Below are 21,594 nucleotides of genomic sequence, written 5' to 3'. Positions count from 1 at the left end.
AAAACAGATCCCAGCATCGTCTTGACCGGCCCCGCTCCTTCAGGGATGACCAGCGAAAACCCCGCCTGATCAGGCCTTTGCCAGGTGCCGGCTGATCACCAGCCGCTGGATCTGATTGGTCCCCTCAAAAATTTGCATGACCTTGGCTTCGCGCATGTAGCGCTCTACCGGGTAGTCCTTGGTGTAACCAGCACCCCCAAGAACCTGAACGGCGTCCTCGGTGACCTTCATGGCCGCGTCGGTGGCGACGAGTTTCGCGATGCTCGCCGATCTGGAGAACGGCAGGCCGGCGTCGCGCAGGCGAGCCGCGGCGAGCGTCGTCGCCCGGGCCRACTCCACAGCTGCCGCCATGTCCGCGAGCAGGAAACCCAGGCCCTGGTGGTCGATGATGGGCCGGCCGAACGATTCCCGTTCCTTGGCGTAGGCGACGGCGTCGTCGAGTGCCCGCTGGGCGAGGCCCGTCGCCGCGGCCGCGATACCGAGCCGGCCGGAGTCCAGCGCCGACAGCGCGATGGTGAGTCCCTGGCCTTCGACGCCGATCAGCCGGCTCGCCGGCACGGCGGCGTTCTCGAACCCGATCTGGGTGGTCGGGGACGCGGTGAGGCCCATCTTGCGTTCGGGCGCGTGCGCGGTCATGCCCGGGGTGGCCGCGTCGACGAGGAAGCAGGAGATCCCGCCGTGGCCCTCGCCGGTGCGGGCGAACACGGTGTAGAAGTCGGCGGCGCCGCCGTGCGTCACCCAGGCCTTGGTGCCGGACAGGACATAGTCGCCGCCGGTCTCCGTCGGCGGGGTGGCCGTGGTCCTCAGAGCCGCCGGGTCCGAGCCGGCGTGCGGCTCGGACAGGCAGTAGGCGCCGAGCAGGTCGCCGAAGAGCAGACGCGCCAGGTGTTCCTCGCGCTGGGCGTCGGTGCCGAAGTTCGCCAGCGGATAGCAGGAGAGGGCGTGCACGCTGACACCCACGGCGACGGACGCCGACCGGTAGGCGATCTCCTCCAGGACCTGGAGGTACACCTCGAACGGCTGCGCGCCGCCGCCGAACCGCTCCGGGTACGGCAGGCTCAGCAGCCCCGCCTGACCGAGCGTCGTGAACACCTCGCGCGGGAAGTGCGCCTCGGCCTCGTCCCGCGCGATGCGCGGCTCGAGTTCCTTGGCGCAGATGTCCGTGGCGAGCGCGACCAGTTCACGCGCCTCGTCGGACGGCAACAGACGCTCCGCCGGCACGGCGACCACCCCTTTTCGGCGACCAGCCCTCCGGGCGCGACCTCGCACCCGGCCGGCTGAACAGTACCAGGAGCGGTACCCGGGTACTACCTCCGGTCTTCACATTCACGATCACCGGCGGGCATGGACGGCATGCCGGACAACGGCCCGGCCGAACCCGACGGGGCGAACTGGTGGCGACGATCCGGTCCGTCAGCTCTCAGCGTCGAGCACGGCGGCGGCGGGAACACCGGGCAGGCCGTGGGCCTCGGCCACCGGCGCGCAGGTGACGTCGCCGGCGTGGGTGTTGAGCCCGCGAGCCAGCGCCGGGTCGAGGCGCATGGCGCCGCGCCAGCCGTGGTCGGCGAGCGCGACGGCGTAGGGCAGGGTGGCGTTGGTCAGGGCGTGGGTGGAGGTGCGCGGAACGGCGCCGGGCATGTTCGCGACGCAGTAGAAGACGGCGTCGTGCACCTTGTAGGTCGGGTTGTCGTGCGTCGTCGGTCGGGTGTCCTCGAAGCAGCCGCCCTGGTCGACGGAGATGTCGACGAGCACCGCGCCGGGCCGCATCCGGGCGACCATGGCGTTCGTGACCAGCTTCGGCGCCCGGGTCCCCGGTACCAGCACCGCGCCGATCACCAGGTCGGCGTCGAGCACCGCCCGCTCGATCTCGTAGGCGTTGGCGGCGATCGTGCGCACCCGGCCCTCGAAGCGGGCGTCGGCGGCGCGCAGCCGGCCGAGGTCGCGGTCGAGCAGGGTCACGTCCGCGCGCATGCCGGCCGCGATCGACGTCGCGCCCTGCCCGGCCACGCCCGCGCCGATGACGACGACCCTCGCCGGGTCCACCCCCGGGACGCCGCCGAGCAGCACACCCCGCCCGCCGGCCGCCGCGAGCAGCGCCTGGGCGCCGACCTGCGGCGCGAGCCGGCCGGCCACCTCCGACATCGGCGCGAGCAGCGGCAGCGACCGGTCCGTGAGCTCGACGGTCTCGTAGGCGACCGTGGTGACCCGCGCGTCGAGCAGCGCCCGGGTACACGGCAGGGACGCGGCCAGGTGCAGGTAGGTGAACAGCACCAGGCCGGGGCGCAGCCGGTGGAACTCCTCCTCGACCGGCTCCTTGACCTTGAGGACCAGGTCGCCCGAGGCCCAGGTCGCGTCGGCGCCCTCGACGATCTTCGCGCCGGCCGCCGCGTACTCGGCATCCATGATCATGGAGCCGGCGCCCGCACCAGCCTCGACGAACACGTCGTGGTTGTGCCGGGTCAGCTCGTGGACGCCGGCGGGGGTGGCGGCCACCCGGTACTCGTGGTTCTTGACCTCGCGGGGGATCGCGATCCTCACAGCTGGGCTCCCTTGTGACGGCGCCATGCCGACGCGGCTCGGTTCACCAGGCCGCGGTCCGGCCGACACGGGACCGCAATACGGGAACCGTTGCCATGTCGATCATACGCTTCGGAAACACTCGCACAGTGGCTGCTGTTCCGCGATAACCGTATGATGAGGCGCATCTTATGACGCAACGTCGGTGACCACTGCCGGCCAGGCGGAAGGACAGCAGTGACAGCCTTCGGCACCGCGACCGACCCCATCCCCTCCACCGGCGCGCTCGCCCGGTCGGCCGCGGCCCACCTGTGGCCGCACTTCTCCCGGCTGTCGTCGCTCGCCGCGGGCGAGATGCCCGTCATCGTGCGCGGAGAGGGCGCCTACATCTGGGACGCGAACGGTCACAGGGTGCTCGACGGGCTCGCGGGGCTCTTCGTCGTCCAGGTCGGCCACGGCCGCGCCGAGCTCGCCGAGGCCGCGCGCAAGCAGTCCGAGCAGCTGGCCTTCTTCCCGCTCTGGTCGCACGCGCACCCGAGCGCCATCGAGCTCGCCGAGCGGGTCGCGGGCCTGGCGCCCGGCGACCTGAACCGGATCTTCTTCACCACCGGCGGCGGCGAGGCCGTCGAGTCGGCCTGGAAGCTCGCCAAGCAGTACTTCAAGCTCGTCGGCAAGCCACTCAAGCACAAGGTGATCAGCCGGACGACCGCCTACCACGGCACCACCCAGGGGGCGCTCGCGATCACCGGCATCCCGTCGCTCAAGCAGATGTTCGAGCCGCTGGTGCCCGGTGGGTTCCGGGCCGCGAACACGAACTTCTACCGGGCTCCCGAGCACGGCGACGACCTGGTGGCGTTCGGCCGCTGGGCCGCCGACCAGATCGCCGTCGCGATCGAGGCGGAGGGCCCGGACACCGTCGCCGCCGTCTTCCTGGAGCCGGTGCAGAACTCCGGTGGCTGCTTCCCGCCGCCGCACGGGTACTTCCAGCGGGTCCGCGAGATCTGCGACCAGTACGACGTGCTGCTGGTCTCCGACGAGGTGATCTGCGGGTTCGGCCGGACCGGCGCGATGTTCGGTGCGCAGCGCTACGGCTACCAGCCCGACATCATCACCTGCGCGAAGGGCCTGACGTCCGGCTACGCACCGCTTGGCGCCATGATCGTCAGCGACCGGCTCGTCGAGCCGTTCCTGCACGGCACGGCCAGCTTCGCCCACGGCTACACCTTCGGCGGCCACCCCGTGTCGACGGCCGTGGCCATGGCGAACCTGGACATCTTCGAGCGCGAGGACCTCGTCGGCCACGTCGACCGCAACGCCGCCGCGTTCCGCGCCACCCTGGAGAAGCTCTCCGACCTGCCGATCGTCGGCGATGTCCGCGGCGACGGCTTCTTCTACGGCATCGAGCTGGTCAAGGACAAGGCGACCAAGACGAGCTTCACCGACGACGAGTCCGAGCGGCTGCTGCGCGGGTTCATGTCCGGCGCGCTCTACGAGGCCGGCCTGTACTGCCGCGCCGACGACCGCGGCGACCCGGTCATCCAGCTCTCCCCGCCGCTGATCTGCGAGCAGAGCCACTTCGACGAGATCGAGTCCATCCTGCGCTCCGTCCTCACCGAGGCCTGGGCCAGAATCTGAGCCCCGGCCCGGCCCGGCCGGCCTAAGGCCAGGCCAGCCCGGCCCTGCGGCGAAGCAGGACAACAAAGCAACAGCGCGATACAGCGAAGGCCGGCAGCATGGCTGCCGGCCTTCGCTGTCATAGGTGCGACCCCCTGATTGCCGCGCCTGTGACGTCGGTCAGAAGAAGACCCCGAGCCGCGGCGGGAGCGAGAGCGAACGGTCCGCGGAGGAACCGGCTTCGCCCCGCCGGCCCGGCGCCCTGGAGGCGACGATCCAGTCCGGGACGTCACCCTCGCCGCTGGTCGCGCCGTGGGTGGCGTCGGCGGAGTGAGTCAGGCCGCGGAGCGCGCCACCGATCCGGGACATCGACGGGAATGAGCGCGTCATTGGGCTCCCCTGCTTTCTGTGGCGTGCCCCGCGGCCCATGACCGCGGCGGACTTCTTTCCGGTGCGCCTCGGCGTTGGGGCGCATCGCCATGAAAGCCCGGCCGGAGGCGTCCCGTCCCCCGGTCGACGCCCGGCTGACACGCCCCGCGCGTAGCCGACACCTTTTCTGACGCCCGGCCGACAGTTCCGGCCGGCGACGCGCCCAGCCCGGTCCGCTCAGCCGACGACGTCGCCACCGACGGGATTGAGGCCGGCCTCCGCGGCGGTCAGCGCGCCATAGCAGCGAGCGGCGTCGAGCGGGTGGCCGACATAGTCGAACAGCCGGCCGGCGGCGACGAGCAGCGCGCCCGCCCGTTCCGTGTCACCCTCCAGCCGGGCGACATACGCCTCGGCCTCCTGCGTCGCCGCCTGCCAGGCGGTGCCGTCCCACAGCACGGCAGCCGAACGCGCGACGACGAGGTGGCGGTGGGCACGTGCCAGGTCACCCCACCGGGCCGCCGCGACGGTCGCCGGCACGGCCGAGGTCACCGAGCAGAACACGCAGCCGTCCTCGACGCCGAGCGTCTCCTCCACTCTGGTGAGCGCGGCCGCGGCGGCCGCGGCGTCCGGTGCGGCGGCGATCAGCGTTCCGTGGATGCGGTGCAGCAGGTGGGCGGCGATCGGCGACCAGCGCGCCAGCGGCAGGGCGCGCAGCAGCAGKCGGTTGGCGTCGGCGGCGTCGCCGCGCGCGAGCCTCGCCTCGGCCAGCCGCTGCAACGAGTGCGCCTCCCCCGACGTCGCGCCGATGCCGCGGTGCAGGTCGACCGCCTCGGCGAGCCGCCGCTCGGCGCGTTCGAGGTCACCGCTGAGCAGCCTCGCCTCGCCGGCGAGGCAGGCGGCGAACGCCAGCCCCCTGGCCGCGCCCGCCTGCTCGGCCGCCTCGGCCAGCCGGTCCGCGATGCTGACCACCTCGGTGTAGGGCGTCGGCCCGTAGAGCATGATCTCGGCGACGCACAGATGGGCGTCGAAGACGGTCGTCGCGAGCCCCGGCAGGCGGCTGCTGTGCCGCAGGTCCGCGGTCAGCTGCGCGAAGTACTCGCCACGGCTGTGCGAGACGAGTCCCCGCAGGCTGATGAGGTCGAAGCCGAACCGGGTCGTCGGGGCGGACACGAACCGACGGCCGCCCTCGTCGGCGATCGCGGCGGCTTCGTCGATGTCACCCCGGAAGTAGGCGAGGTGTCCCCGCCCCAGCAGGATCGCGAGGTCCGCGGGGCCGCCGTCCGGCTCCAGCCCGTCGAGCGCGGCGGCGGCTCCGTCGAGGTCGCCGGCCACGAGCAGGGCACGGGCGAGGCGGGCACGCGGTATCCGCGCGTCGGCTGGCGAGCAGAGCGCGATCGCCGCCCGGTAGGCGTCCGGGGCACTCGGGTCGGCGAGCGCGACCAGCAGGTCCGCGCGCAGCGCGGCGAGCGCCGCGGCGTCGGCGCCGGTGGCGTACTCGCGGACCTCGTCGAGCCGGGTGAGCGCGTCGCGGTAGGCGCCGAGTGCCGCGGCCGTCTCGACGGCGCGCAGCACGAACGGCACGGCGCGGGCGCGCTCCCCGGCCTGGACCAGGTGGTGCCCGACCCGGCCCGCCGGTCCGCCCGCCGCGGCGAGCCGGTCGGCCACCTCACGGTGTGCCATCCGCAGCCGGTGTGGCGCCAGGTCGGCGAGCAGCCCGTGACGGACCGCCTGATGGCGGAACCGGAAGCCACCCCCGGTCCGGTCGAGGACTCCACGGTCGAGCAGGTCGTCGAGCAGCGCGTACGCGTCGGGCTCGGAGCGGCCGGACAGGGCGACGAACTCGTCCGTGTCGAACGAGTCGCCGGCGACGGCGAGCAGGCACAGCAGGTCGCGGGCCGCGCGCGCGAGACCGGCGATCACCGCGGTGTCGAGGGCCAGCGGGTTCTCCGGGTCAAGCGCCGCTCGCCGGGCGAGCTGGAGGGCGGTGGACGGCAGGCCGCCCGACACCTCCCAGATCCGCTCGACCAGCGGGCCGGCGAGAGTGGACTCTCGGGTGACAAGCGCGGCGGTGGTCGCCTGGTCGAGCGGGGCGAGGTCGACCGCGACGGCGGCGCCTCTACCCAGAAGGCTCGCGCGGATCTCGGCGAGGACCGCCGGAGCGGCACCGAGCGGACGGTGGGCGAGCAACAGCACGACGGGCCGGCCCGAGAGCGAGCGGACCAGGTAGTGCGCCAGCCGCAGGCTCGCGTCGTCGGCGTCCTGCAGGTCGTCGACGACGAGCAGCACGCCCCGGCGGGTGCCAGGCGCGACGGGAAGGCCGGGGTGAGCGGAGCCGACGAGGCCGGCGGGGCCAGGGGGATGGGCAGAGCCAGCGGGATCAGCCGCGCCAGCGGGACCAGTGTGACTGGCATCGTCGGCGCGGCTGGCGGAGCCGGCGAGGTCGGCACCCTCGGCCGCGGCCCGCAGAAGTTCGGCGGCGGCGATGAACAGCCGCTGGTGCCCGCCGGCACCCGGCCACTCGAGGTCGCGGCCGGACATGGCGCGCTCCAGCTCGGAGCGGAAGCGCTCGTCGATCTCGCCGAGGAGCGCCGGGCGGCGGCGGCACAGGTCGGCGAGGGCCTCCAGGACCGGTGCGTAGGGCCAGGCGCCCTCGACCGCCGCTGCCGTGCCCACGCCGACCTGCCAGCCCACGGCGGCGGCACGGCGGGTCACGGCGTCGAGCAGCGCCGACTTCCCCACGCCCGCCGGGCCGCCGACCAGCACCGCGGCGGCGCCCCCGTGGCCGGCGGCACCCGCCGCCACGGTCGCGCCGCCGCTGTCAGCGCCGAAGCCCCCGCCGACGCGGTCGAGTACCCGCTCGACCAGGCGCAGCTCCGCGTCCCGCCCAACCAGGCCGGCCACCGCGGCCGCGCCGCGGGGACGCGGCGCACCAGCCTCCCGACCCACCTCGGCACCGCGGCGGCCGTCGGTCCCCTCGCCCGCCCGCCGCGCGCCGTCAGACCGTTCGCCGTCGGCCCGTTCTCCGCTGGACCGTTCACCGCCGGACCGTTCACCGCCGGACCGTTCACCGGCAGGGCGCTGGCCGCCGGCGGCCAGCGCCTCCGCCTCCGGCGCCCGCGCGGCTGGCACCTGGTTCGCGGCAGCGGCAGCGGCCGGCCGGGCCGCCGATGTCCCAGCCGCGGGCGGACGGGCGACCGCCACGGCGGTGGCCGGCGGCGGTGCCGATGCCGGAAGCGGGGGCGGAGGCTGAGGCGCTGAGGCCGACGGCGAGGGCAGCGTCCGCGGGTCGAGCAGGGCCGCGGCGCGCAGCGCGAGCGCGTCAGGCCCGGGGCCGACGCCAAGCTCGCGGCGCAACGCCCGGTCCATCCGCTCGAACTGGCGCAGCGCCGCGTGCCGCTCACCGCGGGCGATGTACCCGCGCATCAGCGTCAGATGGGCTTCCTCGTCCGCCGGGTCCTCGGCGAGCACCCGCTCCCATCGGCCGGCGGCGCGCAGCAGCCGCAGGTAGAGCAGCCGGAGCCGGTCGCGGTCGGCCTGTGTCCACGGCTCGTACAGGTCGTCCGGCAGCAGCGCCCCGCCGTACGCGTTCGCCGCGTGGGCGGCGGCGTCACCCGCCGGGCTCCCGCCGGTGCCGGCGGGCCCGAGGGCCCGCTCGGCCAGATCCTCGAAGACCCGGACGTCGATGGTCGCGTCCCGGTCGGGGCAGAGCGTGACGACCTCACCGCGCAGGAGGACGCCCTCCGGATCGCGCAGCGCGCGGCGGGCGTAGTGCGCCGCCTTGTGCAGCCGGGGCGCCGCCTCGTCGACGGGAACGTCGGGCCAGAGCGCGTCGAGCACCCGCTCCCGGTGCAGTCTCCGCCCCGGCGCCAGCGCCAGCAGCTTCACCAGCGCCGCCGCCTGCCGCCGGCGCCACACCTCCTCCGGCAGCACCTCGGGAAGCCCTCGGCCGCCGCCGTCCCGACCGGCCCGCAGCGTCACCTCGAACCCGCCCAGCAGCCGGATCTCCACCTCGGGCCGCGCCGAGGCAACCGGTACCCGTTCCGCCAGCGTCATGACGACGATTGTCGGCCGAGGCGGGGCCAGTCCGATCCACCGCGAAACCCCGGCGGCCGTCGCCTTCCCGACACCCTCGGCACCGCCACCGGGCGCGTCCACCTGCGTCTTCCCGGCTGGCCACCCGGGTAAGCCCTACGTGGGCGCGCCTTCTCTGGACCTTCCCCGCCGTGGTCGCGGCCCCGACAGCCCGCAAGAAGGCCGGCGGAAGCAACCGTCCCTAGCTTCAGCTGCATCCGGTCCGGCACTCCACGCCGGGCGCCGATGAGCCTCTCCGACGAGAGATTTCATGAAAGGAGACGTCCGATGACGTCCTTCCCCGCGGTCACGCACGTCGCCGTCACGGTCACCGACCTCGAGACCAGCGTCCCCTGGTACACCCGCCTGTTCGGCGCCGAGCCGGTCCTGGACGAGGACACCGGTCCGTTCCGCCACGTCGTCTACGCCCTGGACGGCGGGCAGCTGTTCGGCCTGCACCACTTCCCTGAGGGCGTCTGGGCGGGCGAGTTCAGCCCGCGGCGGGTCGGCCTCGACCACGTGGCGTTCGGCTGCGCGGACCGCGCCGAGCTGGAGAGCTGGTGCGACCGGTTGGACGGGCTCGACATCAAGCACGGCGACATCGTCGACGCGCACTACGGCTCCGGCCTCGCCGTCAAGGACCCGGACGGCATCGCGCTGGAGTTCTTCGCTCCGCCGGCGGCCTGAGCGGGCGCGGGCCTGGCGGCCAGACGAGCGCCGCGGTGGTCGTGGCGCCCCTCATCCCACGACCACCGCGCACCCCGTCACCAGGCGGGCGACAGGTGTGCCACGTGGCGCACGGCGCCCAGCGGCGCGAACGGATCTAGCGTCGGCGACGGGCAGACCGCCCAGGTTCACAGCAACGCACGGGGGCGGCGCCGACGGGGCGACGAGTCCCGTCAGGGGAAGGTGAGGGGGGACCGTGACCTTGTCACTGTCCGACGCACGCCGGGTCATCGCGGCGGGCGAGCGGCGGGCGCGCGAGCTCAGCCAGCCGATGAACATCGCGGTCGTCGACGACGGGGGCAACCTCGTGTCGCACGTACGGATGGACGGCGCCTGGGTCGGCAGCGTCGACGTGTCCATCAACAAGGCGGTCACCGCCCACGCGGGGCGCCCCCGGCCCGCCGAGGAGCGGGTGCGCGACCTCGCCGCGGCCAGCGTGTCCCGCTACGGCGGGCCCGACCACGCCGCCAACGGGCACCACGCCGACCGCTACCCGTCGGACGGGTTGCGCGCGGACCACCCTGACGCGGGCGGGCGCCGCGGGAGCGGGCATGACCCGAGCGGGCACGACGGGCACGACGAGGGCGGATACGACAGGGACCGGTACGACGAGGACCGGTACGACCGGGGTGGCTACCGCGAGAGCGGCTACCGCGAGAGCGGCTACCGCGGCGGTGCCGGTCGCGGCCACGCCGCCGACGATGACCGGTTCGGCGACGTCAGCGGCCGGGGACGGGCCGCGAGGCCCGTCGGCGGCGTCCCGCTGACACGCGACGGGCGGGTCGTCGGGGCGGTCGGGGTCAGCGGCGGCACCGCCGACGACGACCAGACCGTCGCCCGGGCCGCCGCCGCCGCGCTCTGAGGCCCGTCCGTCCGTTTGTCCGGACGGGCCATGTCCGCCCGGGTCTCGCGCCCCGCCCAGGGGATCCGCGCGGGATCCGGGCCGGTCCCCTCAGCGGTGGACGGGGCCGCGGCCGGTTCGGGATGCTGGCCGAGTAGCGCGTTACCGGCCGGCGCGGGTGCGGGGTAAAGCAGGTGAATCAGGCCATAGCCGGCGGCGACGCCCACGGTCTGCGCGACGACGAAAGCGGGAGCGGACGCGGGGGCTATTCCGGCGAAGGTGTCGCTCAGCGTGCGTCCGAGAGTGATGGCGGGATTGGCGAAGCTGGTGGAACTGGTGAACCAGTAGCCGGCGCCGATATAGGCGGCGACCGCGGCGGGAACGCGCGAAGCCTGCCCAGAGCGGTCGAGCGCGTAGATGAGCAGCAGCCGGCCCGTGGTCGCGACCACTTCGGCGAGCAGGTGCGGGCCGCTGGCGCGGTGGTGCGTCGACAGCGACACGGCCGGCTGGTCGAACATGACGTTGGCCAGGACAGCGCCCAGCGCGCATCCGACGGTCTACGCGGCGATGTACCCGGCGGCACCGCGGCGGCCGATGTCATGGGTGATCGTGCGCAGGATGGTGACGGCTGGGTTGAGGTGCGCGCCGGACACCGGCCCGATCATGAGGATGATCGCGAACAGGCCGGCGGCGGTCGCGGCGGCGTTCTCGGCCAGTTGAAGGCCGAGGTCGGTCGGGCTGAGCTGCCGGGCCGCGATCCCGGACCCGACCACCAGCGCGGCCAGCAGCACCGCGCCGACCAGTTCGGCGGTCAGCCGGCGCCACAGCGCCGGCTGACCGCCAGGTACTGAGCCCACGTGGATCAGGCGGTGGCGGCGGGTGCGCACACCGGTCCGCAGTCGCAGGCGGACCCCGGCCGATCCGGCTCGACGGTACGCGGCGTCGTCCGGCCGCCGCTGGCCTCGGCGATGTCGGCGAGGACGGTGTAGACCTCCCACGGCGCGCCGTCGGGGTCGTCGACCCATACCTTGTCCTGCACCGCGTAGCAGCAGGCGGTGTTCTCCTCGACAGCGGTCGCCAGACCGGCCGCGCCCAGACGCCGCGCGGCGGCGGTCACCTCCTCGGACGTCTCGGTCTCCACGCCCAGATGGTTCAGTGCCCCGGCCACACCGGCGCCCCGGGCGTCGGGGTTCTCGATGAGGACGAGCTTGAGCGGTGGCACGTCCACGGCGAAGTTGGCGTATCCCGGCCGGCGCTTGGCCGGGCCCACCCCGAACAGCTTGCTGTAGAAGTCCACGGCGGCGTCCACGTCGGTCACGTTCAGGGCGAGCTGCACCCGAGCCACGGTCACCACTCCTCACATCGACAGATATCTATGTCTTGGCAGGGGCAGCATGCGGGCACGGATAGACGGCTGTCAATACGTGGGGCATGCTGGGAGCCATGGCCATTGCGACGCTGCCCTCGCCGTCGCCGTCGTCGGCACCCGCGGATGGCGCCGCGTCGCTGGTGACGATCGCGGCCTGCCGTACGCCGCTGACCCGCGCGCCGCTGTCGGCCGGGGACGCCGAACAGCTCGCCTCGGCGCTCAAGGCGATCGCGGTGCCGGCACGGCTTCGCCTGCTGTCGATGATCTACGCGGCGGAGGACGGCGAGATCTGCGCGTGCGAACTGAACGAGCCGCTCGAGCTCACCCAGCCCACCGTCAGCCACCATCTCAAGGTCCTCGTGGACGCCGGACTGATCAGCCGCGACAAGCGTGGCGTCTGGGCCTACTACCGACCGGTTCCCGCCGCGCTCGACGCACCGCGGGCCATGCTCGGCACGTCGGACTAGCGGGGAGTCAGGGCGGCCCGGCGGGCGAACAGCTCCTCGGCGGCGGACTGGGCGCGGGCACGGACGGCGGCCTCGTCGCAGGTCAGCAGCTCGCCTGCCGCTAGCAGGCGGCGGCCGTCGACCCAGACGCTGTCGACGTCCTGGCCGGACGACGAGAAGACCAGATGCGCGGCCACGTTGGCGTCCGGTCCGGACAGCAGCGGGGTGGTGTGCAGCTTGCGCAGGTCGACGGTGATGACGTCGGCGCGCTTGCCTGGTTCGAGGCTGCCGGTGATGTCGGCCAGGCCGAGGCAACGGGCGCCCTCGATCGTGGCCATCGCGAGGATGTCCCACGGGTCGCCGGCGGTCGGGTCGAGGGCGACGAGCTTCTGCAGCAGCGACGCCATCTTCACCTCCTCGAGGAGGTCAAGATTGTTGTTCTCTTTTTCGCCGTCGCTGCCGATACCGACGGTGACGCCGGCGGACCACAGCTTCGGGACCGGCGCCGCGCCGGAGGCGAGCTTCATGTTCGACGCCGGGCAGTGGGCGACCCGGGTACCGGTCGAGGCGATCAGCTCGATCTCGGCGTCGTCGAGCCAGACGCAGTGCGCGACGACCGCCCGGCCGTCGGCGAGCGCGCCGCGCCGGGCGATCTCCGCCAGCGGGCGGCGGCCGTAACGGCGCAGCGACTCCTCGACCTCCCAGCGGCTCTCGCTGGAGTGGACGTGCAGGCCGGTGTCGTACTCGGCGGCGAGCGCGGCCGCGTCGGCGAAGGCGTGCTCGGTGCAGTAGAAGAGGTGCTCCAGGCCGACCCAGGAGCGGACCCGGCCGCCGAAGGACGAGCGGTGCGCGGCGAGCAGCGCCCGGGTCGAGTCGATCGATTCGAAGTAGTCGTATCCCTCCTCGTCGGCGACGTATGGCACGAGGGTGACCCTGACGCCGAGCTCCCCCGCGACGCGTGCCGAGCCGTCGAGGAAACGCCACATGTCCATGACCGAGGTGGTGCCGGAGCGGACCGCCTCGGCGTAGCACAGCCAGCTAGCCGCCTCGGCGATCTCGGGAGTGAGTGCCCGGTGGGCCGGGTCGACGTAGGTCTGCAGCCAGTCGAACAGGGCGAGCCCCTCGGCCGTCCCGCGCAGCAGGCCGGAGTGCAGGTGGCAGTTGTGCAGCCCTGGCAGCACGGCGAACCCCGCCGCGTCGATCACCTCGACATCGGGCCCGGCCGCGCGCGGGTCGGCGTCGACCTCGTCCACCGTCCCGACGGCGAGAATCTCCGCCCCGTCGAACAGCACCGACCCCGGCTGCAGCAGCGCCCGCCTCGGCGCCATCGGCAGCACGACCCCACCTCGCACCAACGTCCTCATGGCGCCTCATTCAGCCCCACCCGCCAGCCCCGGACAAGCGGCCTCACCCCGATGCGGCGCGAGCCACACCGATGCCCAGCTGCGCGTTCGCGTGTCGGACCTGAGGACGACGTGTCGAGCCGAGGTGTCGGGATCAGGACAAGTCCGAGCGCGGAGGTCGCGGTTCGGCATAATCGCGCCGTGACCGCGACTGGACGGACGAGGGCGGCAGCGGCAGCGGCGAGCGCGGCGGCGGTGCTCCTGCTCGGCACAAGCTGTGGCTTGGCCGATTCGGAACCGGATGCCGTGGCGCCGTGTTCGCTGCTCACCGCGACGGAGGTCAGCCTCGAGGCCGGGTCGACGTTTCTCCAGGGCAGCGAGTCCCCATCCGAAGGCGATCACCGGACGCTTCAATGCCCCTACCAGTCGCCCAAGGGCTGGACGTACGTCTGGACCGCGCGCGGCGCCGGCGGGACCAGCGTCGGCTGGCAGGAGCCGCCGAGATGCCCCGACGGCGAGCTCGAGAACGCCGACGGCCCGGGCTACCGCGCCTACACCTGCACCACCGGCACCAACATCCAGTACATGCGCGTGCGGAAGGGCGACAACTACCTCAGGGTCGACGTCGGCGCCGGCGCGCCGCCCGCCGCCGGCCGCCGCCTCGGCGCACTCGCCGCCGCCCGCCTGCCCTGACAGGCCACTCGACAGGTGATCCGTAGAGTGGACCGCGATCCACTGTCGGGTCGGCTAGGGGGTGGGCGGTGAAACGCCATTTCAACACCGCGGGTCCGTGCCTGCCCGAGCTGCATTACATGATCCCGGCGCTGACCCGCCTGCCGGCGGCGCCGCGGCTGGTGGAGGAGTCGAGCTACTTCGTCGTGCACGCCCCGCGGCAGACGGGGAAGACGACGGCGCTGCGCGCACTCGCCGCCGAACTGACGGCGACCGGCCAGTACGCGGCCCTGCACTTCTCCTGTGAGGTGGCCGAGTCCGCCGGCGACGACTACGTCGCGGCGCAACAAGCCATCGTGCATGCCGTCTCCCGACGCGCCCGAATCTCGCTTCCGGAAGATCTGCGACCGCCGCTTCCGACGGAGGCACCTGACATCTCGATGCTCGGAGACGCGTTGACGGCCTGGGCGACGTCATGCCCGCGCCCGTTGGTGCTGTTCTTTGACGAGATCGACGCGGTCCAGGGTCAGAGCCTCATCAACGTGCTACGCCAACTACGCGACGGCTTCAACGACCGACCCGCGAATTTTCCCGCCTCAATAGCCCTCTGCGGCCTGCGGGACGTCCGTGACTACAAGGCCGCGTCCGGCGGTGATCCAACCCACCTGGGCACGGYGAGCCCGTTCAACGTGAAGGTCGAGTCGCTGCGGCTCGGTGACTTCACGGGCGAAGAGGTACGGGAACTCTACGGRCAGCACACGGCCGAGACCGGACAGGAGTTCACTGAGGAGGCACTGGAGCGTGCCTTTGAGCTGACCGCCGGGCAGCCCTGGCTGGTGAACGCTCTGGCTCGCGAGGTCATCCGAAACATGGCCGTGCCGGCGGACGTCCCGATCGCTGCCGCCCACCTGGACCGGGCGAAGGAACGGCTCATCCTCGCCCGCGCGACCCACCTCGACTCACTGGCGGAGAAGCTCGTCGAGCCACGGGTCAGGCGCGTTTTGGAACCAGCGCTGGCGGGGACCCTGGCCACGTTCGATCCCTACGACGACGACCTCAGCTATGTCCGCGACCTCGGGCTCATCAAGTCCGACGGGCCGGTCGACGTCGCGAACCCGATCTACCGGGAGGTCATTCCCCGGGTCCTGGCCGCCGGGGTGCAGGCGAACGTCACCGTCGACCCGCGGTCCTTCGTGCTCCCCGACGGCCGGCTCGACTTCCGCAAGGCACTCGAATCGTTCGCCGCCTTCTGGCGGGAGAACGGAAACGTGCTCGCCGCCGCGCAGCTCTACCACGAGGCCGGCCCCCAGCTGATCCTCATGGCATTTCTGCAGCGGGTCGTCAACGGCGGCGGCTACGTGGACCGTGAGTACGGCGTCGGYCGCGGCCGTGTCGACCTGCTCATCCGCTGGCCCTACACCGACACGGACGACAGACCGGCCCTGCAGCGCGAGGCCRTCGAGATCAAGTTCCACCGCCCCGACAAGGGCGACCCCACCCGGGACGGCATCGCCCAGCTCGACAGCTACCTCGACGACCTCGGCCTCGACACCGGCACCCTCGTCATCTTCGACCGCCGCCCCGGCGCCGCCCCCATCGCCCAACGCACCCAGTTCGGCATCGCCACCAGCCCCACCGGCCGCCCGCTCACCCTGCTCCGCGCCTGAATTTCGGGGTCACGCTCGGTCATGAATCGCGCATCGAACGGCCAGCGCCGTTCGCCCAGTTCTTTCCTCAGCAGGAAAACCAGGAAACGACGAAGACCAGGTCCCGCCACATAGGTGGGCCGATCCTCCCGTTAATCGACATCGATAAAGAGAACAGCGTCACCGTCAAACAGTTCTCTGCTCGCATCCACTACATGGGAATTGCCGTGGCCGTCACCAGCGACCGGAATCCAGCACCAGTCGCTCCATACTGGGTGTAGCGAAATCACCGATCCAATGTCGAGACTCACCCTCGGGTTTCCGGCACCATGGATCCCCCTGGGCCCGCCATGACTCCGGTCAGCCGGTCAGCCGGTCAGCCGGTCAGCCGGTCAGCCGGTCAGCCGGTCAGCCGGTCAGCCGGTCAGCCGACGGTGGAGGCGCGGGCTACCAGTTCGGGGGTGAACTGGACGGCCTGGTGTTCGTGGGTGGGGTTGTTGGCCTCGTCGAGAAGGAGCTCGGCGGCGGTGCGGCCGAGGAGGCGGCGGGGCTGGCGGACCGAGGTGAGCGGGACGGCGGCCGCCGCGGCGAAGTCGATGTCGTCGTAGCCGACGATCGCGCAGTCGCCGGGCACGGCGACGCCCAGGCCCACGCACATCTGCAGCAGACCCAGGGCGACCAGGTCGTTCGCGCAGAACGCCGCGGTGGGGCGGCGCGCTGCCGGCAGGCCGATGAGCCGTTCGGCGGCCCCCCGGCCCTCGGCGACGGTGAGCGCGCCGGTCGCGAGCACGGTCAGCCGGTCCGGTGGGAGGCCGGCGCGTTCCAGGGCGCGCAGGGCGCCGTCGCGCCGGTCGCGAACCTGGCTGAGGGTGTCCGGGCCGCCGACGAACGCGATGCGCTCATGGCCGCGCTCGAGCAGGTGGGTGGCGGCGAGCTCACCGCCGAGGACGTCGTCCACGGACACCGAGCAGCCTTCGCCCGCGCCGGCGACCCGGTCGACAAGCACGACGGGCGTGCCGCGGGCGGGCAGGGTGCGCAGCCGTTCGTTCGCCGCGTCGACCGGGGTGATGAGCACACCCTGGACGCGCTGTTCCAGGAGCAGGTCCAGGTAGCGGGCCTCACGGGCCGCGTCCTCGCCGCTGTTGCACAGGAACACCGACAGGTCCGCGGCCCCGGCCACCTCCTCGATCCCGGTGGCGACGTCGGTGAAGAACGGGTTCGACGGGTCGAGCATCACGTAGGCGAGGATCCGGCTGCTGCCTGCGCGCAGCGCCCGTGCGGACTCGTTGCGGACGAAGCCGAGCTCCTCCATCGCACGCTCGACCCTGGCCCGGGTACGCGGGCTGACGAGCTGCGGCCGGTTCAGGACGTTGGAGACCGTGCCGAGCGAGACCTCCGCCGCCGCCGCGACCTCCTTGATGCCGGCGGCACGGATGGCGCCCATGGCCCGGCCCGCGCCCGCCGGACGGCCTACACCCGCGGGCCGTCCGGCGCCCGCGACCCGGTCGGCAGCGGCCGCCGCGTCAGGCGCGGCGGACTGCGCGGGCACGGCGGCCACCCGGCGGGGGCTCTCAGCCCCGGCCGCGGGTAATGCCTGGTCGCCCTCGTCCACGCCACTCCTGACCATTGAAACGTGCCAGCCGAACCGTGCCAACCGCTCCGAGAAAGCTGGACCGGGCCAGCCGGACCGTGCTGGTCGAAGGACCGAACCGTCCCACGGACCGACCCGGGKCCGCGGCGCCGACGAGGCGTCGGAGCGCGCCATCCCGACGAGCGGAGCGTACCGGCCGCTACCAGCGGTGACGCAACCGAAGCACCCAACCAGGCCCCAACCCGGACCTTGACACCGTTCGGGACGCGCGGCTACGTTGCGCTGGTCACGCTCGTTGAAACCTTTCATTAAAGGGGTGAGATGTCCGCAGAGCAGGCGCCGCTGTTAGCGGTGCGCGACGTCTCCAAGTCCTTCGGGGCGGTCGCCGCGGTCCGCGACGTCTCGTTCCCGCTCTACGCAGGCGAGGCRCACGCGCTGGTCGGCGAGAACGGCGCAGGCAAGTCCACGATCGTCAAGATGCTCGCCGGGGTGCACCGCCCCGACACCGGCGCGATTGAGCTGGACGGTGCCCCACTCACACTGAGCTCCCCCGCCGACGCCCGAGCCGCCGGCATCGCCGTGATCTACCAGGAACCCACACTCTTCCCCGACCTGTCCGTCGCCGAGAACATCGCGATGGCGAAGCCGCCCCGCGGCCGGTTCCACGCGATCGACCGGGCACGCATGGTGCGGGACGCGACGGCCCTGTTCGAGCGGCTCGGCGTGGACATCGACCCGGCCCGGCCCGCGCGCGGTCTCTCCATCGCCGACCAGCAGCTCGTCGAGATCGCGAAGGCGCTGTCCGCGGACGCCCGCGTGCTGGTGATGGACGAGCCGACGGCCGCGCTGTCGACCGTCGAGGTCGAGCGCCTGTTCACCGTCGCCCGCTCCCTTCGCGACCGGGGCGCCGCGGTGCTGTTCATCTCGCACCGGTTCGAGGAGATCACCGCGCTGTGCCAGCGGGTGACCGTCATGCGCGACGGCCGGCACGTCTCGACGGACCCGCTCGCCGGCCTGACCGTCGACGACCTGGTCCGCCGGATGGTCGGCCGCGACCTGTCGACGCTCTATCCGGAGCGGTCGACGACGCCGGGCGACGTCGTGCTGGAGGTCGACGGCCTGCGCCGCGACGGCGTCTTCCGGGACGTCTCCTTCCAGGTGCGCGCGGGCGAGATCGTCGCGCTCGCCGGCCTGGTCGGCTCCGGGCGTTCCGAAGTCGCGCAGGCGGTCTTCGGCGTCGACCCGCGCGACGCGGGCACCGTCCGCGTCCACGGCCGCCAGCTGCGCGCCGGGTCGCCGCGCGCGGCGATGGCCGCAGGGCTCGCGCTGGTGCCGGAGGACCGGCGGCTGCAGGGCCTGGTCATGGACGCCTCGATCGCCCGCAACGTCACCCTGCCGCGCTCCGGCGCGCTCGCCCGCCTCGGGCTGCTCTTCGGCGGCTCCGAGCGGCGCGCGGCCGCCGAGTGGACGGCCCGGCTGCAGACGAAGTACGGCCGGCTGGCCGACTCGGTGTCGACCCTGTCGGGCGGCAACCAGCAGAAGGTCGTGCTCGCCAAGTGGCTGTCGACCCTGCCCCGGGTCCTGATGGTGGACGAGCCGACCCGTGGCATCGACGTCGGGACGAAGGCCGAGGTACACCGGCTGATCTCCGGCCTCGCCGAGGACGGCGTCGCCGTCCTGATGGTCTCGTCCGAGCTTCCCGAGGTGCTGGGCCTGGCCGACCGGGTGCTGGTGATGCGGGAGGGCCGGCTGGTCGCCGAGCTCGGCCGCGCGGACGCCACCGAGGAGTCCGTGATGTTCGCCGCGGTCGGCCAGCGCAGGCACGAAGCCGCGTCAACCGAGACGACCGGGACGGCACCCGCGGCCGGCGAGGGCAGGGCCCCCGGAGGCAAGGCCACCGAACAGGGTGTGGAGGTCGCGCTGTGACCACCGTCGAGGACTCCGTCCGGACAGTGCCGGCGCGCGGCGCGGTGCCCGCCCGGGCGTCCGTGCTGGAGCGGGTGCTGCGGGCGCGCGAGATCAGCATCGTGCTGGCGCTGGCGCTGCTGGTCATCGTGACCGCCGTCGGCCATCCCAGCTTCGTGCACTCGCAGTCGATCCGCGACATCCTGCTCGGCGCCGCCATCATGGCGGTGCTCGCGGTCGGCCAGACGATCGTCGTCATCACCCGCAACATCGACCTGTCGGTCGGCTCGGTGCTCGGCCTGTCGGCGTTCGCCGCCGGTTCGCTGCTGATGGACCACCCCGGTGTTCCGATCATCGTGGCGGTCCTGGTCGGGATCGCGGTCGGCGCGGGCTGCGGCCTGGTCAACGGCCTGCTCGTCCGGTTCGGCGACGTGCCGGCGCTGGTGGTGACGCTCGGGACGCTGTACGCGTACCGGGGTGTCGCCTACCTGTGGGCGGGCGGCAGCCAGATCAACGCCGACGAGCTGCCGGACGGCTTCCTGAAGTTCGGCACCGCGACCGTCCTCGGCGTGCCGTACCTGGTGCTGATCGCCGTCGCCGTGCTCGTCATCGCCGGCGTCGTGCTGCGGTCCTACCCCGCCGGGCGCCAGCTCTACGCCCTGGGCTCCAGCCCCGACGGAGCACGCCTCGCCGGCATTCCGGTCGGCCGGCGCACGCTGGCCGCGTTCCTCGCCAGCGGCGTTCTCGCGGGCCTGGCCGGCGTGCTGTTCGCCGCCCGGTTCGGCACGGTCGACGCCGCCGCGGGCAACGGCTACGAGCTGAACGTCGTCGCGGCGGTCGTCGTCGGCGGCGTCGCGATCTTCGGCGGCAGCGGCTCGGTGTGGGGCGCGGCCCTCGGGGCGCTGCTGCTCACGACGATCGGCAGCGCGCTGCCCGTGCTCGGCGTCGACCAGTTCTGGCAGCAGGCCATCGTCGGCGCACTGATCCTGCTCGCGATCGGGATCGACCGGCTGATCGCCGCCCGGGTCGCGGCGGCGCTGAAGAAGAGGGGCTCCCATGTCCGCTGACAGCGACCGGCCGGCCACCTCCGCCGCGACAGCTAGCTCTGCCGCTGCCACAGCCGCCACAGCCAGCCCTGCCGCTGGCACGGCTGCCGCGGCCGGCAGCCTCGCCAGCGCCGCGGCACCCGCGGGTGGCCGCCGCGCCGGGCCGCCGGCCGCCGGCCCGGGAGCGCGGCAGGGCTGGAGCGCGCGGCTGGGCCGGCTGGCGAGCTGGGACGTCGGCGTCATCGTGATCGCGGTGCTCGTCATCGTCGTCGCCTCGGCGTCGGTCGAGAACTTCGGGACGTCGCGCAACTTCACGTTCCTGGTGCTCGACCTGCTGCCGATCGCGCTGATCGCGCTGCCGATGACGTTCGTGATCGTGACCGGCGAGATCGACCTGTCGGTGGCCAGCACGCTGGGCCTGTCCAGCGCGGTGATGGGCAGCCTGTGGAACCACGGGCTCACCATCGAGACGATCATCCCGCTGTGCGTCGTGCTGGGAGCGGTGCTGGGCGCGGTGAACGGCCTGTTCGTGACGGTGTTCCGGCTGCCGTCGCTGGCCGTGACGATCGGTACGCTGGCGCTCTTCCGCGGGCTGGCGCTCGTCGTCCTCGGCGACACCGCCGTCGCCGACTTCCCAGGCGGGTACACGACCTGGGTAACGGGCACCGTCGGCGGCTCCGCGGTGCCGAACGTCCTGATCCCGCTGGCCGCGCTGGCGGTGGTGTTCGCCGTCGTGCTGCACGCGACGCCGGTGGGCCGCTGGGCGTTCGCCGCCGGCGCCAGTGAGCAGGCGGCGCGGTTCGCCGGGATCCGCGTCGGGCGGCTGAAGTTCTGGCTCTACGTCGTGACCGGCGCGGTCGCGGGGCTCGCCGGGGTGCTGTGGACGCTGCGCTACTCCAGCGCCCGCGCTGACAACGGCTCCGGCCTTGAGCTCGCGGTCGTCGCCGCCGTCCTGCTCGGCGGGGTCTCGATCTTCGGCGGTCGCGGCACCCTGCCCGGGGTGCTCGGCGGGGTCGTGCTGCTGGCCGCGCTGCAGAACGCCCTGCGCCTGTCGGACGTCTCGAACGAGTCCCTGAACGTCGTCACCGGCGCGCTGCTCGTCGTGTCGGTGCTCGTCCCGAACCTCATCCGCCGGACCAGGGCCGCCCTCGCCGTCTCCCGCGCCCGACGCCGCGGGCCGACGTCCCTCTCCCCACCGCTGCCCGGTTCCTGACCGCCGGGTCGCGCCGACCACCCCGCCACCGCCCGCCCACCACGTCCACCGGGCACCGCCCACGGGCTCCGTTCGACTCGCCCCTTGTTGATCACACCAGGTAGTCGATTGCTACTGGATGTGATCAGGCGGGAGGTCGGCAGACCCGCGGCGGCCCATCCGCCTCCATCGCACCGCCGCCTTCCCCGTACCGCCTTACCGCCCGCCAGCGGTCACGGTCACACC

The 21,594-nt window shown here is 73.2% G+C and carries 17 protein-coding genes; 9 read left to right on the top strand and 8 right to left on the bottom strand.

Annotated elements, in window-relative coordinates; genetic code table 11:
• Window positions 1-69: 69 nt before the first annotated feature.
• Both BL253_RS15010 and ald read right to left on the bottom strand, forming a co-directional pair.
• Window positions 70-1,221, bottom strand: a complete 1,152-nt coding sequence (locus tag BL253_RS15010) for an acyl-CoA dehydrogenase family protein (RefSeq protein ID WP_076817423.1) — start codon at window positions 1,219-1,221, stop codon at window positions 70-72.
• A 192-nt stretch (window positions 1,222-1,413) separates the two neighbouring features.
• On the bottom strand, window positions 1,414-2,538 hold the full coding sequence (ald, locus tag BL253_RS15005; protein ID WP_076817350.1) for an alanine dehydrogenase: 1,125 nt from the start codon (window positions 2,536-2,538) through the stop codon (window positions 1,414-1,416).
• A gap of 216 nt (window positions 2,539-2,754) precedes the next feature.
• Here ald and BL253_RS15000 point away from each other — a divergent pair, with 216 nt between their 5' ends.
• Entirely contained in the window at window positions 2,755-4,152 is a 1,398-nt protein-coding gene (locus BL253_RS15000; RefSeq protein WP_076817348.1) for an aspartate aminotransferase family protein, read from the top strand.
• Between the two features lie 159 nt (window positions 4,153-4,311).
• Here the strand turns inward: BL253_RS15000 and BL253_RS14995 are convergent, their stop codons facing one another.
• Complete coding sequence (locus BL253_RS14995) at window positions 4,312-4,521, bottom strand: hypothetical protein (protein WP_131831497.1); 210 nt, start codon at window positions 4,519-4,521, stop codon at window positions 4,312-4,314.
• Between the two features lie 216 nt (window positions 4,522-4,737).
• Complete coding sequence (locus BL253_RS14990) at window positions 4,738-8,553, bottom strand: ATP-binding protein (RefSeq protein ID WP_241834808.1); 3,816 nt, start codon at window positions 8,551-8,553, stop codon at window positions 4,738-4,740.
• A gap of 306 nt (window positions 8,554-8,859) precedes the next feature.
• On the opposite strand from BL253_RS14990, the gene BL253_RS14980 reads away from it, so the two are divergent.
• Window positions 8,860-9,258 (top strand): VOC family protein, encoded by a 399-nt coding sequence (locus BL253_RS14980; protein ID WP_076817345.1) that lies wholly within the window; start codon window positions 8,860-8,862, stop codon window positions 9,256-9,258.
• Window positions 9,259-9,493: 235 nt separating this feature from the next.
• A complete protein-coding gene (locus BL253_RS45820; RefSeq protein WP_241834807.1) occupies window positions 9,494-10,159 on the top strand; it encodes a GlcG/HbpS family heme-binding protein in 666 nt (221 codons plus the stop codon).
• A gap of 536 nt (window positions 10,160-10,695) precedes the next feature.
• On the opposite strand, the gene BL253_RS45135 is transcribed toward BL253_RS45820, so the two are convergent.
• Together BL253_RS45135 and BL253_RS14960 are read right to left on the bottom strand one after the other, a co-directional pair.
• Complete coding sequence (locus BL253_RS45135) at window positions 10,696-10,995, bottom strand: aquaporin (protein ID WP_338013716.1); 300 nt, start codon at window positions 10,993-10,995, stop codon at window positions 10,696-10,698.
• A gap of 5 nt (window positions 10,996-11,000) precedes the next feature.
• Window positions 11,001-11,483, bottom strand: coding sequence for an ArsI/CadI family heavy metal resistance metalloenzyme (locus BL253_RS14960; RefSeq protein ID WP_076817421.1), 483 nt, complete (start codon window positions 11,481-11,483; stop codon window positions 11,001-11,003).
• Window positions 11,484-11,581: 98 nt separating this feature from the next.
• On the opposite strand from BL253_RS14960, the gene BL253_RS14955 reads away from it, so the two are divergent.
• Window positions 11,582-11,974, top strand: coding sequence for an ArsR/SmtB family transcription factor (locus BL253_RS14955; protein ID WP_076817419.1), 393 nt, complete (start codon window positions 11,582-11,584; stop codon window positions 11,972-11,974).
• On the opposite strand, the gene BL253_RS14950 is transcribed toward BL253_RS14955, so the two are convergent.
• Window positions 11,971-13,317, bottom strand: coding sequence for an amidohydrolase (locus BL253_RS14950; RefSeq protein WP_076817341.1), 1,347 nt, complete (start codon window positions 13,315-13,317; stop codon window positions 11,971-11,973). The genes BL253_RS14955 and BL253_RS14950 overlap by 4 nt on opposite strands.
• A gap of 261 nt (window positions 13,318-13,578) precedes the next feature.
• Between BL253_RS14950 and BL253_RS14945 the strand changes: the two genes are divergently transcribed.
• On the top strand, window positions 13,579-13,989 hold the full coding sequence (locus BL253_RS14945) for a hypothetical protein (RefSeq protein ID WP_131831496.1): 411 nt from the start codon (window positions 13,579-13,581) through the stop codon (window positions 13,987-13,989).
• 68 nt (window positions 13,990-14,057) lie between these two features.
• Complete coding sequence (locus BL253_RS14940; protein ID WP_076817337.1) at window positions 14,058-15,635, top strand: AAA family ATPase; 1,578 nt, start codon at window positions 14,058-14,060, stop codon at window positions 15,633-15,635.
• A 403-nt stretch (window positions 15,636-16,038) separates the two neighbouring features.
• Here the strand turns inward: BL253_RS14940 and BL253_RS14935 are convergent, their stop codons facing one another.
• Window positions 16,039-17,226, bottom strand: a complete 1,188-nt coding sequence (locus BL253_RS14935; protein ID WP_241834806.1) for a LacI family DNA-binding transcriptional regulator — start codon at window positions 17,224-17,226, stop codon at window positions 16,039-16,041.
• 300 nt (window positions 17,227-17,526) lie between these two features.
• Here BL253_RS14935 and BL253_RS14930 point away from each other — a divergent pair, with 300 nt between their 5' ends.
• The 3 genes from BL253_RS14930 to BL253_RS14920 are packed head-to-tail and all read left to right on the top strand — an operon-like array spanning window position 17,527 to window position 21,369.
• On the top strand, window positions 17,527-19,131 hold the full coding sequence (locus BL253_RS14930) for a sugar ABC transporter ATP-binding protein (RefSeq protein WP_076817336.1): 1,605 nt from the start codon (window positions 17,527-17,529) through the stop codon (window positions 19,129-19,131).
• The gene (locus BL253_RS14925) at window positions 19,128-20,177 is read left to right on the top strand and encodes an ABC transporter permease (RefSeq protein WP_096336003.1); all 1,050 of its coding nucleotides are present in this window, start codon (window positions 19,128-19,130) and stop codon (window positions 20,175-20,177) included. Before BL253_RS14930 ends, BL253_RS14925 begins: the two co-directional genes overlap by 4 nt.
• A complete protein-coding gene (locus BL253_RS14920; protein WP_241834805.1) occupies window positions 20,167-21,369 on the top strand; it encodes an ABC transporter permease in 1,203 nt (400 codons plus the stop codon). The genes BL253_RS14925 and BL253_RS14920 overlap by 11 nt, the downstream gene beginning before the upstream one ends.
• Window positions 21,370-21,594 lie beyond the last annotated feature (225 nt).

The sequence above is a fragment of the Pseudofrankia asymbiotica genome, from assembly GCF_001983105.1.
GTDB classification, from domain to species: Bacteria; Actinomycetota; Actinomycetes; order Frankiales; family Frankiaceae; genus Pseudofrankia; species Pseudofrankia asymbiotica.
The sequence above is the reverse complement of the archived record's forward strand: the minus strand, read 5'-3'. Positions and strand labels throughout refer to the sequence as shown.

Coding starts and splice junctions, on each gene's coding strand:
- BL253_RS14980 (WP_076817345.1), top strand. CDS start 8,860: ATGACGTCCTTCCCCGCGGTCACGCACGTCGCCGTCACGGTCACCGAC.
- BL253_RS14995 (WP_131831497.1), bottom strand. CDS start 4,521: ATGACGCGCTCATTCCCGTCGATGTCCCGGATCGGTGGCGCGCTCCGC.
- BL253_RS14955 (WP_076817419.1), top strand. CDS start 11,582: ATGGCCATTGCGACGCTGCCCTCGCCGTCGCCGTCGTCGGCACCCGCG.
- BL253_RS14920 (WP_241834805.1), top strand. CDS start 20,167: ATGTCCGCTGACAGCGACCGGCCGGCCACCTCCGCCGCGACAGCTAGC.
- BL253_RS14950 (WP_076817341.1), bottom strand. CDS start 13,317: ATGAGGACGTTGGTGCGAGGTGGGGTCGTGCTGCCGATGGCGCCGAGG.